We start from the raw sequence: 13,850 nt of genomic DNA, 5'->3' as shown, positions 1-13,850 counted from the left end.
TCGTCCATGGCCATCGCTGCGAAGCCCTCCCCCCAGACGGCCGCGTCGGTCCTGATGCCCTGAAGCATAGGCAGTTGCCGTGACTCCGACGGGCGTTGCGGTAAATCGGTCATTTCTGATCATGGTGGACAGCCATTTAGCACGCTCTTCATAAACTGTGACGACCGTCACACATGTTTGCGGTTTGAACTTAAGTCTGCTTAACGTGCTCCCCGTTCGTGGCCACACGGACCCAGCCCACCCGCAACGCCGAGTCCTGCCGTCGGGTGCGCTGGCAGCGCAGAACGCACCACGGCAGGAGCGGGGGAACCACAGGTAAGTCGCCCGGGACCGGTTCGTACCGGTTCGGGGCTAGGGGTGAAGCCGCGTCCACAGCGCGGCCGGGCAACTCCAGCCCGAATCCGACAGCTCACCTCGCAGGCGTGGGAGAGGACCGCGTCACCATGCTGCCCACCAACGGCACCCGCCTGTCCGGCCGCACCCGTCGAGCGATCGCCACCCTCGGCGTCGTCGGCATCGGCCTCACCATCCCCTGCCTCACCGCCGGCTCCGCCTCGGCCGCCTCGGTCGCCACCTGGGACAAGGTCGCCCAGTGCGAGAGCACCGGCAACTGGAGCATCAACACCGGCAACGGTTTCTACGGCGGCCTCCAGTTCACCAACTCCACCTGGGCGGCGTTCGGCGGCACCAGCTACGCCGCGCGTGCCGACCTCGCCACCAAGGACCAGCAGATCGCGGTCGCCGAGAAGGTGCTCGCCGTCCAGGGCCCCGGCGCCTGGCCCGTCTGCTCCGTCCAGGCCGGTCTGACCAAGGGCGGCACCCCGGCCGCCGTCGACACCGCGACCGCCGCCAAGCCGGCCGCCCCGAAGGCCACCCCGGCCCCGGCGCAGACCCCCGCCCCCGCCGCCAAGCCGGCCGCGCCCAAGGCCGCCCCGAAGGCCGCCGAGACCCCGGCCGCCGCCGACTCCGCCCAGCAGTCGCAGGGCCGGAACTGGCAGCAGTACCGTCAGGACGCGCAGGCCTCCTCCGACTACACCGTGGTCGCGGGCGACTGGCTCTCCTCGATCGCCGACAAGAACAACGTCCAGGGCGGCTGGGAGCGGCTCTACGAGCTCAACCGCGGCACCCTCGGCGACGGCCCGCACGTCATCTACCCGGGCCAGCACCTGAGCCTGGGCGACCGCGCGAAGACCCGGGCCTCGGACGAGTCCGACCAGGGCTTCGACTGGTTCAACCGCTCCTCGGGCGCCACCGGCAAGGCCGACGGCTCCACCGCGACCGCCACCAAGCCGGCCGCGCAGACCCAGGCTCCGGCCGCCAAGCCCGCCGCCCAGGCGTCGGCCGAGGCGCCGGCCCAGGCCGCCACCGGCAGCATGGCCGCCGCGGTCTCCTTCGCCCAGTCGAAGGTCGGCCAGGCCTACGTCTACGGCGGTACCGGCAACGGCGGTTGGGACTGCTCCGGCCTGACCCAGGCCGCGCTGCGCGCCGCGGGCGTCTCCGTCCCGCGGGTCGCCGCCGACCAGGCCGCCGCCAGCACCCACGTCTCGCTGGACGCCCTCAAGGCCGGCGACCTGCTGTTCTGGTCCAACAACGGCCAGGACTCGGGCGTCTACCACGTCGCGCTCTACATCGGCGACGGCAAGTACGTCGAGGCCGCCAACCCGAGCGTGGGCGTGCGGACCCAGACCATCGCCAACTGGGCCCCGGACTTCGCCGGCCGGGTCTGATCCCGCGCGCGGTCCGCGCCACCCGCCGCAGCCCCCGGGGAGAGTCTGGTCGCTCCTCCCCGGGGGCTCCGGCGCGCCCGCGCGCGGGACGGCGCGGGCCCGGGCCCGGGCATGGCCAAACCCGGGCCCGGCGGGCATGCTGCTGCTCTGCACCCGAGGAGGAGTCACATGGCCCAGGTCACCGTCACGCTCGACGCCAATCTCGCGATCGACGCGATGATGCTCTCCGGCACCAGGAACCCGCAGGACGCCGTGGAGCTGATCCTGCGCGACTACCTCGCCCGGGGGCGGCGCACCGAGAGCCGGACCGGCGAGGCCGCCGACGGGCAGCGGACCGGGCAGCAGCGCCCGACCGCGCAGGAGGGCTGAGGGCGGACAGGCCGGGGCCCCGGAGGACTGGATCGTCCTCCGGGGCCCCGGTCGTCGTCTCAGCGGGCGCAGGCGCCCGTGGAACCGCGCATCACCAGCTCCGGCTGGAACATGAACTCACCGCGCTGGGCGGCGTTCGCGCCGACCTCCTCCAGCAGGGCGTCGACGGCGGCGGTGGCCATCGCCTCGACCGGCTGGCGGATGGTGGTCAGCGGCGGCTCGGTGAAAGCTATCAGCGGCGAGTCGTCGAACCCGACCACCGAGACGTCCTGCGGCACGGACAGCCCCCGCTGGCGCACCGCGCGGATCGCCCCGAGCGCCATCATGTCGCTGCCGCAGACGATCGCCGTACAGCCCTTGTCGAGCAGTGCGCCGGCTGCCGCGTGCCCGCCCTCCACGCTGAACAGCGTGTGGTGGACGAGCTCCCGGGCCTGTTCCTCGGTCCGGCCGAGGACTTCCCGCAGGGCCGCCGTGAAGCCCTCGATCTTCCGCAGCACGGGGACGTACCGCTTCTGCCCGACCGCGAGGCCGATCCGCTCGTGGCCGAGCTCGGCCAGGTGCTGGACGGCCATCCACATCGCGGCCCGGTCGTCCGGCGAGATGAACGGCGCGTCGATCTTCTCGCTGAAGCCGTTGATCAGGACGAACGGCACCTGCCGGCCGGTCAGCCGGGCGTACCGGTCGTGGTCAGCGGTGGTGTCCGCGTGCAGGCCGGAGACGAACACGATGCCCGCCACGCCCCGGTCGACCAGCATCTCCACCAGTTCGTCCTCGGTGGAGCCGCCGGGCGTCTGGGTGCAGAGCACCGGGGTGTACCCGTGCCGGCTCAGCACCTGCTCGATCACCTGGGCCAGCGCGGGGAAGATCGGGTTGCTCAGTTCCGGGGTGATCAGCCCGATCAGTCCCGCACTGCGCTGGCGCAGCCTGGTCGGCCGCTCGTAGCCGAGCACGTCCAGCGCCGCCAGCACGGTCTGCCGGGTGGCGGCGGAAACGTTCGCCTTGCCGTTGAGTACGCGGGAGACGGTGGCTTCGCTGACCCCCGCCTGCGCCGCGATGTCTGATAGTCGCGCCGTAGTCACGGTCCCAGAGCCTATTGCAACCACGTCAGACCGCCCACCAGTCGGTGCTGTCCGGTCCGAGGACCGCTTCGCCGCCGGCGTCGGCGGCCTCCGGCGCGGCGTCCGCGGAGGACAGCAGCAGCCGGCCCGGCGCGGGTATCCGCACCGGCTCGGCGGTGGTGTTCACCGTGCAGACGAAGGAGCCGCGGCGGAAGACCAGGGTGCCCTCGGGGCTCGCCAGCCACTCGACCCCGGTGCCGGCGCCCAGCCCGGACTGCTCCCGGCGGATGGCCAGCGCGCTGCGGTAGAGCTCCAGGGTCGACGTCGGGTCACCGGTCTGCGCCTCGACGCTGAGCCCGGCCCACTCGGCCGGCTGCGGCAGCCAGCTGGGGCCGCCCGGGGTCGGGCCGAAGCCGTACGGGGCCTCGGTGCCGGACCACGGGATCGGCACCCGGCAGCCGTCGCGGTAGCCGTCCTGGCCGGCCTTGCGGAAGAAGGACGGGTCCTGGCGGACCTCGTCGGGCAGGTCGGTGACGTCCGGCAGGCCGAGCTCCTCGCCCTGGTAGACGTACGCCGAGCCGGGCAGCGCGAGCATCAGCAGGGTGGCGGCGCGGGCCCGGCGCAGGCCGAGCGCGCGGTCGCCGGGGGTGCGGATCTGGGTGCCCAGGCCCGGCGGGTTGGCGAACCGGGTGCTGTGCCGGGTGACGTCGTGGTTCGAGAGCACCCAGGTGGCGGGGGCGTCGACCGGGCGCATCGAGTCGAGCGACAGGTCGATCACCGAGCGCAGCTCGGCGGCGTCCCAGGAGGTGCCCAGGTACTGGAAGTTGAAGGCCTGGTGCAGCTCGTCGGGGCGCACGTAGTTGGCGGTGCGCTCGACGGTCGGGGTCCACGCCTCGGCGACGCCGATCCGCTGCCCCGGGTACTCGTCGAGGATCTTCCGCCAGCTGCGGTAGATCTCGTGCACGCCGTCCTGGTCGAAGAACGGCATGACGTCGTTGCCGAGCAGCCTCAGCTGGTCGCCGCCGCCGATGTCGGGCAGGCCGGGGGCCTTGACCAGGCCGTGGGCGACGTCGATCCGGAATCCGTCGACGCCCATGTCCAGCCAGAACCGCAGGATCGAGCGGAACTCGTCGGCGACGGCCCCGTTCTCCCAGTTGAAGTCGGGCTGCTCGGGCGCGAACAGGTGCAGGTACCAGTCACCGGGGGTGCCGTCGGGGTTCTCGGTGCGGGTCCAGGCCGGGCCGCCGAAGATGGACTCCCAGTCGTTGGGCGGCAGCTCGCCGTTCTCGCCCTTGCCGGGGCGGAAGTGGTAGCGCTCGCGCAGCGGGGAGGACGGGCCCTCGCGCAGGGCGCGCTGGAACCACTCGTGCCGGTCGGAGGAGTGGTTGGGGACGAGGTCCACGATGATCCGCAGGCCCAGCCCGTGCGCGTCGCGGATCAGCGCGTCGGCGTCCAGCAGGGTGCCGAACATCGGGTCCACCGCGCGGTAGTCGGCCACGTCGTAGCCGGCGTCGGCCTGCGGGGAGGCGTAGAACGGCGAGAGCCAGACGGCGTCCACGCCGAGGTCGCGCAGGTAGGGCAGACGGCTGCGGATGCCGGGCAGGTCGCCCATGCCGTCGCCGTTGGAGTCGGCGAAACTGCGCGGGTACACCTGGTAGATGACCGCATCCCGCCACCAGCCTCTGGACGCGCCGGTGCTTGCCTCGTGGGCGGTGGCGTCGGCGGCGGGCCGGGAGGTGTCGGCCAGGTTCTGGGTCATGGACGGTATCCCTTGGGGACTAGTGGTGAGCGGGTGGCAGGTCAGGACTTCGAGGCGCCGGCGGTCAGGCCGGTCACCAGGTGACGCTGCACCAGGTAGAAGAAGAGTGCGGACGGGATCGCGATCATCACCGCGGTCGCGGCCATCAGGTTCCACTGCGAGTCGTGCTCGCTCACGAAGGTCTGCAGGCCCACCGAGAGCGTGTAGTTGTCGGAGCTGAGCATGAAGGTCGACGCGAAGGGCACCTCGGCCCAGTACGTGAGGAACGAGTAGAACGCGGCCACCGCCAGGCCCGGGCGGGCGAGCGGCAGGATCAGCCGCCAGAAGGTGCCGATCGGGCTCAGCCCGTCGACCCGGCCGGCCTCGTCGATCTCCACCGGGATGGTGTCGAAGTAGCCCTTGAGCAGCCAGGCGCAGTACGGGACGGTGGTGGTGGAGTACACCAGGACCAGGCCGAGGTGGGTGTCCAGCAGGCCGAGCGTCGACATGATCGTGTACATCGGCACGATCAGCACGGCGATCGGGAACATCTGCGTCACCAGCAGCGACCACATCAGCGGCCGGTGCCCGGGGAAGCGCATCCGGGAGACGGCGTAGCCGGTGGTGGCGGCGAACATCACGCCGATCACGGTGGTGACGCCGGCGACGATCAGCGAGTTGCCGAACCAGGTGAAGAAGTCGGTGTCGTTCAGCACCGTCGTGTAGTTCGACAGCGTCATCTTGTCGAGGATGTCGCCGGGGTGGAGGTAGTCCGTCTTGCCCGGGCCGAGCGAGACGTACAGGATCCACAGCACCGGGAAGAGCGCGATCAGGCTGGCCGTGATCAGCGCGCCGTGCGAGAGCGCGGTGGCGAGCGGGGACTTCCGGCCGCGGGGCCGTACCTTCCCGGCGGTGGCGGGGGCGCTCGCCGCGGTGGCGGCGACGCGGGGTCGTTCGGTGGTGGTACTCATCGTGCTACCTGCCTTCGTGGGTCGCTGGGGTACGGGGCGTCAGCCGTTGGCCTGCTCGTTGCGGGCCAACCAGCGCCGGTAGAAGGTGGTGAAGACGATCAGGATGGAGAGCAGGATGACGCCGTAGGCGGCGGACTGCGCGTAGTCCCGCGGCTGCTGGCCGAACCCGAGGTAGTACGCCCAGGTGACCAGCAACTGGGCGTCCGGCGCGCCGGTGCCGAACAGCAGGAAGATCACCGCGAACTGGTTGAACGTCCAGATCACGCCGAGCAGGACGACCGTGGAGGAGACGGTGCGCAGCCCGGGCAGGGTGACGTACCGGAAGCGCTGCCAGGCCGAGGCGCCGTCCATCTCCGCGGCCTCGTACAGCTCGGCGGGGATCGACTGCAGGCCGCCGAGCAGCGAGATCATCATGAACGGCACGCCGACCCAGGTGTTGACCAGGATCGCGGCGGCCTTCTGCGCGAACGGGTCGGAGAGCCAGCTGGGTTCGGGCAGGTGCAGGAAGCCGAGGACGCTGTTCAGGGCGCCGCCGTCGGCCAGCATCAGCCGCCAGGAGAAGACGGTGACGAAGGTCGGCACGGCCCAGGGCAGGATCAGCAGCAGCCGGTAGGCGGTGCGCCCGCGCAGCTTCTGGTTGAGCAGCAGCGCGAGGGCGAGGCCGAGGGTGTAGTGCAGGGCGACGCAGATCGCGGTCCAGGCGATGGTCCAGACGAAGTGCGACCAGAAGCGGTCGTACGAGCCGGGGCCCCAGAGGATATCGGCGTAGTTGTCGAAGCCGACGAACTGGTAGGTCGCCGGGATCTCGTTGGCGCCGATGGTGCGGGCCGAGTTGAGGCTGTTGGCGTCGGTGAGGGTGAGCCACACGCCCTGGACCAGCGGGTAGATCACCAGCACGCCCAGCACCAGCACGACCGGCGCGATCATCGCGTAGGCGTACCAGTGCTTGGCGTACGAGCGCTTGAGGCGCTCCATCAGGCCCGGACGCGGATCGCGCTCCCGGCTGCCCTGGCCGGTGGCGCCCTGCACGGCGACTGACATTGTTCGACACCTTCTCGGAGGAGGTCCGCCGCCTCGCTTCGGCGACTGCTGCTAAGGGTCTGGCCGTCCGGCCCGCCGGGAGGTGGCGGCGGGCCGGACGGCCGGGTGACTACTTGGCGAAGCCCGGGAGGAGCTTGGCGTAGTCGGTGGCCACGGTGTTCAGGCCGTCCTGGGTGGACGTGCCCTGGACCACCTTGCCGAGGTTGGTGCCGAGCGAGGCGAACAGCGAGCTGTACTCCGGCAGTTCGGGGCGCGGCCGGGCGCTGTCCAGCACGGCCTGGAAGCCGGCGATGCCGGGGTCGGCCTTGACCTCGGGGGTGAAGGCGTCGGCGCGGGTCGGCAGGGTGGAGTTCTTCTGCGCGATGAAGGCCTGGCTCTCGGCCGAGGTCATGAAGGCGGCGAACTTCTCCGCCGCGGCCTTGTGGGCCTTGTCGGCGCCCGCGTAGACCGAGATGTTGTGGCCGCCGGTGGGGGCGCCGGACTTGCCGCCGGAGCCGGCCGGGACGGGGGCGATGCCGAGGTTGGTCTTGTCGGCGAACGCGGAGCCCTTGTAGATGTTGGTGATCTCCCAGGGGCCCTGGATGATCGCCGCGACCTTGCCGCTGTTGAAGGCGTCCATCATGTGCGCGTAGGCGTCGGTGGTGACGTCGGCCTTGGCGGTGCCCGGCGAGGTGAACATCGACTTGTAGGTCTCGATGCCCTTGACGGCCTCGGGCGAGGTGACGGTGATCTTCTTGCCGACGGCGTCGACGGTGTCGGTGCCCTCGCCGAACAGGAACGGCATCGCGTAGTAGCCGTCGGCGGCCTTCAGCCAGAAGCCGTCCACGCCGGCCTTCTCCTTGACGGTGGCGGCGGCGGTCTTCAGCTCGTCCCAGGTCTTCGGCGCGGCGGTGATGCCGGCCTTGGTGAAGAGCTCCTTGTTGTAGAGCAGGCCCAGGGTGTCGGTGACCAGCGGGATGCCGTAGATCTTGCCCCCGTACTTGGCCTGCTGGACCAGGCTGGGCTGGAAGGCGGCGGAGTCGACGGCGGCCGGGGTGCCGTCGAGGGGCTCCAGGTAGCCGGCCTTCGCGAAGGCGGCGGTCCAGCCGACCTCGGCGCGGAAGACGTCCGGCGCGCCCTTGGCCCCCATGGCGGTCTGGAGCTTGTTCTGCGCCTGGTCGAACGGCACGTTGACGAAGTCGACCTTGACGTTCGGGTTGGTAGCCTCGAACTTCTTGGCGAGCTCCTGGTAGTTCGGCGCCTCGTTGGTCGCGTTGGACGTGTCCCAGTAGGTGAGGGTGACCGGCCCGTCGGCCTTGCCGTCCGAGCTGGAGCCGCTGCTGCCACAGGCAGCCATCGAGACCGCGAGGGCCACAACGAGGGCAGAGGCCGCGATGCCACGCCGCATGAGAACTCCTTGGGAGGGGTGGGGGTGCCCGAGATGTGTGAGACAGGCGCATAATGGCTGCCTCGCCCCGACCGCACCGTTACCGCGGTCGGGCTCGGGAAGGAAGTTAACAGCGGCGCAATCGTCACCGAAAGCCCTTGCAGCAAGTTTCTGCAAGAATCGCCGATCGTTACGCCCACGTGTCCTGGACGTTGCCGCACGGTAGTTGACAGGCGAAGATCCTGAATCCTTATGTCCGGTTCGCCCTGTTACCCGACCGTCGGAAAATACGCTGGGTTGCGGCAAGGCCCTTGCAGCAGACTGGACGGATGCTGATCCGAGCCGCCACGCGAGAAGACCTGCCGCTGCTGTGCGCACTGGAACGGGCCGCCGGGGCGCCGTTCGCCGCCGTCGGGATGCCGGAGATCGCCGAGGACGAGCCGCCCACCCCGGAGGAACTCGCCCGCTACCTGGACGAGGGCGTCGCGCTGGTCGCGCCCGGCGCCGGGGGAACACCCGTCGCGTACCTGCTGGCCGAGCCGGTGGACGGCGCCCTGCACATCGAACAGGTCTCGGTCCACCCCGGCCACGCGCGGCGGGGGATCGGGCGGGCGCTGATCGAGCACCTCGCGGCGGGCACCGACGCGCCCGCGCTGACCCTCACCACCTTCGCCGACGTGCCGTGGAACGCGCCCTACTACGCGCGCTGCGGCTTCCGGCCGCTCGCCGACGGCGAGATCACCCCCGGCCTGCGGGAGATCCGCCGCCGGGAGGCCGAGCACGGCCTGGACCGCTGGCCACGGCTCTGCATGCGCCGGGAGCTCCCGGCACGCTGACGGCCCGGCCCGGCCGGCTCATGGCGCGGCCGGCCGGGCTCCGGGGGGCGAGGAGCCTCACCGGGGGCGAGAGGCGGGGCTAGGGGGCCAGGGGCCGTCCCGGGGGTCCGGGGGACGGCCCCGGGCCCCGCGCCGCCACCGGGCCGGCTCAGCTCACGCCGAGGCGCAGCACGGTCGTCGAGCGGAACTCCTCCCCCGGCCGCAGCTCGGTGCTGGGGAAGTCCGGGTGGTGCGGGGAGTCCGGGAAGTGCTGGGTCTCCAGCGCGATCCCGGCGAACGGCCCGTACGGGACGCCGCTCGCGCCGGTCACCGCGCCCTGGAACTTGTTGGCCGTGTAGACCTGCAGCCCCGGCTCGGTGGTCAGTACCTCCAGCGTGCGGCCGCCGACCGGCTCCTCCAGCAGCGCCGCCCGGGCGGGGGTGCCGTCGGCCGGACGCGGGCGCAGCACCCAGTTGTGGTCGTAGCCGCCGGGACCGGTCAGCTGCGGGTGCTCGTCGTGCACCGACTTGCCGATCGGCCGGGCGACGGTGAAGTCGAACGGCGTCCCGGCCACCGGCTCGGTGCGGCCGTAGGGGATCTGGCGCTCGTCGGCCGGGGTGTAGGCGTCGGCGTCGAGGGTGAGCAGGTGGCCGAGGATGTCCCCGTTGCCCTCGCCGGCGAGGTTGAAGTACGCGTGGTTGGTCAGGTTGATCACGGTCGGCCGGCCGGTGACGGCGCGGTAGGCGATCGTCAGCTCGCCGGCGGAGGTCAGTGTGTAGTCGACGGTGACGTCGAGCGCGCCGGGGAACCCCTGGTCGCCGTCGGGGCTGTGCAGGCGCAGCCGGACACCGGTGGGCAGTTCCTCGGCCTCCCACATCCGGTGGGCGAAGCCGTCCGGGCCGCCGTGCAGGGTCATGCCGCCGCCGGTCGGGGCGAGCGGGTGCTCCTCCCCGTCGATGGTGACCTTGCTGCCGTCGATGCGGTTGGCGTAGCGGCCGACGACGGTGCCGTAGTGCCGGGCCGGGCCGAGGATCTCGGCCAACCGGTCGGAGGAGAGCAGCAGTTGCCCGGTCCGGCCGGCCCGGTCGGGGCCGCTCAGGGTGTGCAGGGTGGCGCCGAGGGTCAGCACGCTCGCCTCGTACGGGCCGGCCCGTAGGGTCCAGCGCTCGATCGCGGCGCCTGCGCCCGCGGGTTCGAGGGGTTCGTGCCGCACGCTGGTCGGCTGCGAGCCGTTCGCCGGGGGCGTCGACATGTCCTGCTCCTCACTGACGGCCGCGGCGTGCCGCGGCCCCTGGTACCGGGTCCGTCCGGGGCCCGCAGCCCCGTGGGCCAGCCTAGTCAGCGGGCCGGTGGCGAGGGCGCTCATGTCGCCCCCGCGCGCCGTTGTCCCACTGCCGTCCGCCGGTCCCTCGCGCGGCGCCGCTCCGCCGCGCCGCGCGCACCGCCCCGGGGTACCGGGCCGACCCGCCGCTCCCCCAGGCGCCGCGTCGGCCCGTACCGCCGGGCTGGTTCGTCCTGTCGTGCTGATACCTGGTGCCGTACTGGTCCCTGGTGCCGTGCTGGGTCCGTGCCGCCGGGCTAGTCCGCACTGCCGGGCTGCTCGGGCGGCATGCCGAGGGCCGAGGCCAGGCCGTCCGGCCCGCTGCCCGCCTTGCGGTAGACGGCCGCCAGCCGCCGGTTGACCAGGCTCAGGTGGACGCCGAGCTCCTCGGCGATCCGCTGGGCCGGCAATCCGCGGACGGCGAGCCGGGCGACGTCCCACTCGGGCTGGCTGAGGATCTCCCGGACGTCCGCCAGCCGGTTGGGCCGCAGGCCGTAGTTGGCCAGCTCGCGGCGGGCCTGCTCGACCAGGCCGTCGGCGGCGCAGTGCTGGGCCAGTTCGATGCCCTGGTACAGGTACTCCTGGGCGTCCTCCAGCCGGCCGACCCGGCGCAGCGCGGCACCGAGCTCCACCAGGGCGACGGCGTGCTCGTACCCGGCGGGCGACTGGCCGAGGTGGCGAACGGCCTGCTCCAGCAGCTCCACCGCCTGCTGACCGTCCTCGATCTGGGCGTGCAGCCGCAGCGCGGTCCCGATCGCCGAGGCGGTGCCGAAGCGGCGGGCGTCGCGGACGGACCGCTCCGCGTAGGCGCGGGCGCTGTCGGGTTCGTCCTGCGCGAGCGCGATGGCGAGGTGGCCGGCCCAGGGCGCCCAGACGGTGTTGTGCCAGCCCCGGGCGTCCAGTTGGGCACCGGCCTGGGTGAGCGCGGCGGCGGCCCCGGCGTTGCGGCCCTTGGCGAGCAGCAGCTTGCCGTAGAGCGAGGCCGCGTCCGGAAGCACCATCGCGGTCTCGTGGTACGGCGGGCTGAACCCGAAGCCGCTGGCGAGCTCCCAGGCCTCGTTGATCCGGCCGCGGGCGATCAGGGTGTCCACCAGGACGCCGACCGCGTCCCAGGCGAGCGGCAGCTTGGGGCCGATCCGCTCGGAGAGCCGCAGCGCGCGGCGCAGGAAGTCCTCGGCCTCGGCGAGCAGGCCCCGGCGGAACCGGGCCAGGCCCATCAGGAAGTACGCGAAGCCGCGGTGCGCGCCGCTCCAGCCGGCCACCTCGAACTGGACGATGGCGTCCCCGAAGAGCCGCTCGGCCTGCGCGATGCGGTCGCTGTAGGTGTACGAGAGACCGAGCGTGGCGGGCAGCTCGAAGCCCCAGGTGTTGTCGGTCCAGCCGAGGCCCTTGGGCAGCCGGCCCTGGTCGAGCACCTGGTCCGCGTGGCGCAGCACCTCGGCGGAGGGCTCGCCGCGCAGGGTGAGGTCCCAGGCGCGCAACGCGAGGACCGCCCGGTCGGCGGCCTCGCGGCCGGTGAGGCTGCGGCAGAGCGCGCCCAGCCGCTCCGAGCGGCCCGGCCCGTCCTCCTCGGACTTGCGGTAGGCGTGCCACATGAACGAGGCGGCCTCCAGCCGGAGCCGACCGGCCGGGTCGCCGACCGTCTGCTCGGCCTCCTCCTGGCAGACCCGCGCGGCCTCGCCGAGCTGGCCGCTGTGCGCGAGGACCTCCGAGAGCCGGAAGGTGGCGTCCACCCGCAGCGCGGGGCGCAGCGGGCCCTCCTCGGGGTCGAGCGCGAGCCGCAGCTGGTTGACGGTCGCGCCGGGGTCGGTCAGCAGGGCGGAGCAGCCGAGCTCGTAGAGCACCTCGGCGCGGTCCTCGTCGTCCGGCGGCTCGGCGAGCGCGCGGTGCAGGCAGCGCTGGGCGGCCTCGGGCGCGCCGATCATCAGGTGCTCCTGCGCGGCCCGGCGCAGCTTGCGGACGGTGCGGTCGTCGCCCTCGCCGGGGAAGGTCTCCACCAGGTGGCGGGAGGCCGCGAGCAGGCCGAGTCCGGCGTTCTCGATCTCGGCGGCGGCCACGCCGTGCATCCCGGTGCGGGTGGACTCCGGCATGGTGTTGTAGATCGAGCTGCCGATCAGCGGGTGGACGAACTCCAGGTTCCCGTTGGGCGTCTGGGTGAGGACGCGCTGGCGGCGCAGCTGCTTGATGGATTCGCGGGAGCCCTCGGCGCTCTGGGTGGAGATCCGGGCCGCGAGCTCGGGCCGGATGTCGGTGCCGAGCATCGCGGCGGCCCAGGCGAACCGCAGGGTGGTCGCGCCGAGCCGGTCCAGCCAGCGCTTGAGGGTCATCCCGGTGGCGTCGACGGCGAGTTCGCGCAGTTGCTGGGAGTTCTCCTCGACCGGTTCGAGCGCCTGGTCGCGGACCTGGTCGAGCAGGGCGACGGCCTCGTAGGGATTGCCGTTGACGACGTTCCAGAACTCGTAGCAGAAGGAGTCCTCGGCCTTCGCCCCGAACTCGGCGCGGATCATGTCGGTGACGGAGACCAGCGAGAGCCTGCTGAGCTCGTGCCGGCGGGTGGCGAGCCCGGTGACGGCGCACCGCTGGTCCTGGGCCTCGGGCTGCCAGTCGGCGGCGTCCTCCCGGTAGGCGAAGACCAGCAGGACGGGCAACTCGCGGGCCCGGACGGCGAACTGGGTGAGCCAGCCGAGCGATTCGAGGTCGGCCCAGTGCAGGTCGTCGACGATCATCACCAGCGGGGCGCGCCGCGGGGCGAGCTGGGTGAGGACGTAGTCGAGGCCGTCGCGCACGCCCTGCGGATCGAGTCGGCGGGCCCCGCTCTTCGGCTGCTTGAGGCCCATGGCCGGTCCGACGACCTCTTCCCAGGTGCCCATCACCTGCCGGAACTCGTCGGGGGCGAGGTCGCCGAGGACGGGCTGGAGCAGCTGGCGCAGGACGTGGTACGGCTCGTTGAACTGGCGCTCGCCGCCGCGGGCGAAGAGCACCGTGGCGCCCTCGCGGAGCTTGGCGATCCGGCGGACCTCGTGGAGCAGGCTGGTCTTGCCGATGCCGGGCCGGCCGGAGAACGTGAGCAGCTCGCCGATCTCGGTGCCGCCGGCCGCGAACTCCCGGCAGAGCTTCTCCACCGCGGCTTCGGCCGACCGGAGTTCGGCGTCGCGGTCGCGCAGCCTGACCCGGGGTGACAGGGCGTCCGCGTCCTGCTTCTCCGCGCCGGCCGCCTCCGCCCGAAGTTCGTGTCGCTGCTCGGTCACCGTCGTGCCTCCGCCTCACCGTTCCCTGCCCGTGGAGCCGAGATTAGCGCCGCTGAGGGCGCGTTGCGCAGCATTCGCGCAGGCTGGGGCCGAGATTGAGGGTTCGGACGGCTTGCCAAGGGCAATTGCCCTATATCCCTAACGTCCGATCATTGCATCCGATACTCTACGGCATTCCCACCGAGTTGATCTTCCT

The 13,850-nt window shown here is 72.3% G+C and carries 10 protein-coding genes and 1 riboswitch; of the genes, 3 read left to right on the top strand and 7 right to left on the bottom strand.

Annotated elements, in window-relative coordinates; translation table 11 throughout:
- Positions 1-311 precede the first annotated feature (311 nt).
- Positions 312-436, top strand: a riboswitch (cyclic di-AMP (ydaO/yuaA leader).
- Positions 423-1,727: a transglycosylase family protein gene (locus OG618_RS30360; RefSeq protein ID WP_329490761.1), complete on the top strand. Its 1,305-nt coding sequence runs from the start codon at positions 423-425 to the stop codon at positions 1,725-1,727. Its footprint overlaps the riboswitch before it by 14 nt.
- 168 nt (positions 1,728-1,895) lie before the next feature.
- Positions 1,896-2,096 (top strand): hypothetical protein, encoded by a 201-nt coding sequence (locus OG618_RS30355; protein WP_329490760.1) that lies wholly within the window; start codon positions 1,896-1,898, stop codon positions 2,094-2,096.
- 59 nt (positions 2,097-2,155) lie between these two features.
- Here the strand turns inward: OG618_RS30355 and OG618_RS30350 are convergent, their stop codons facing one another.
- From OG618_RS30350 to OG618_RS30330, 5 genes are all read right to left on the bottom strand, one after another.
- Complete coding sequence (locus OG618_RS30350) at positions 2,156-3,175, bottom strand: LacI family DNA-binding transcriptional regulator (RefSeq protein ID WP_329490759.1); 1,020 nt, start codon at positions 3,173-3,175, stop codon at positions 2,156-2,158.
- A 25-nt stretch (positions 3,176-3,200) separates the two neighbouring features.
- Complete coding sequence (locus tag OG618_RS30345; RefSeq protein WP_329490758.1) at positions 3,201-4,913, bottom strand: glycoside hydrolase family 13 protein; 1,713 nt, start codon at positions 4,911-4,913, stop codon at positions 3,201-3,203.
- Positions 4,914-4,954: 41 nt separating this feature from the next.
- On the bottom strand, positions 4,955-5,863 hold the full coding sequence (locus tag OG618_RS30340) for a sugar ABC transporter permease (RefSeq protein ID WP_329490757.1): 909 nt from the start codon (positions 5,861-5,863) through the stop codon (positions 4,955-4,957).
- A gap of 39 nt (positions 5,864-5,902) precedes the next feature.
- On the bottom strand, positions 5,903-6,904 hold the full coding sequence (locus OG618_RS30335) for a carbohydrate ABC transporter permease (protein ID WP_329490756.1): 1,002 nt from the start codon (positions 6,902-6,904) through the stop codon (positions 5,903-5,905).
- Positions 6,905-7,013: 109 nt separating this feature from the next.
- A complete protein-coding gene (locus OG618_RS30330) occupies positions 7,014-8,291 on the bottom strand; it encodes an extracellular solute-binding protein (protein ID WP_329490755.1) in 1,278 nt (425 codons plus the stop codon).
- Between the two features lie 308 nt (positions 8,292-8,599).
- Between OG618_RS30330 and OG618_RS30325 the strand changes: the two genes are divergently transcribed.
- Positions 8,600-9,106, top strand: a complete 507-nt coding sequence (locus OG618_RS30325; protein ID WP_329490754.1) for a GNAT family N-acetyltransferase — start codon at positions 8,600-8,602, stop codon at positions 9,104-9,106.
- Between the two features lie 148 nt (positions 9,107-9,254).
- On the opposite strand, the gene OG618_RS30320 is transcribed toward OG618_RS30325, so the two are convergent.
- Both OG618_RS30320 and OG618_RS30315 read right to left on the bottom strand, forming a co-directional pair.
- Positions 9,255-10,337, bottom strand: a complete 1,083-nt coding sequence (locus OG618_RS30320; RefSeq protein WP_329490753.1) for an aldose epimerase family protein — start codon at positions 10,335-10,337, stop codon at positions 9,255-9,257.
- A gap of 326 nt (positions 10,338-10,663) precedes the next feature.
- Positions 10,664-13,654 (bottom strand): ATP-binding protein, encoded by a 2,991-nt coding sequence (locus OG618_RS30315; RefSeq protein ID WP_329490752.1) that lies wholly within the window; start codon positions 13,652-13,654, stop codon positions 10,664-10,666.
- Positions 13,655-13,850 lie beyond the last annotated feature (196 nt).

The organism is Kitasatospora sp. NBC_01246 (genome assembly GCF_036226505.1).
Classification (GTDB): Bacteria; Actinomycetota; Actinomycetes; order Streptomycetales; family Streptomycetaceae; genus Kitasatospora.
The sequence above is the reverse complement of the archived record's forward strand: the minus strand, read 5'-3'. Positions and strand labels throughout refer to the sequence as shown.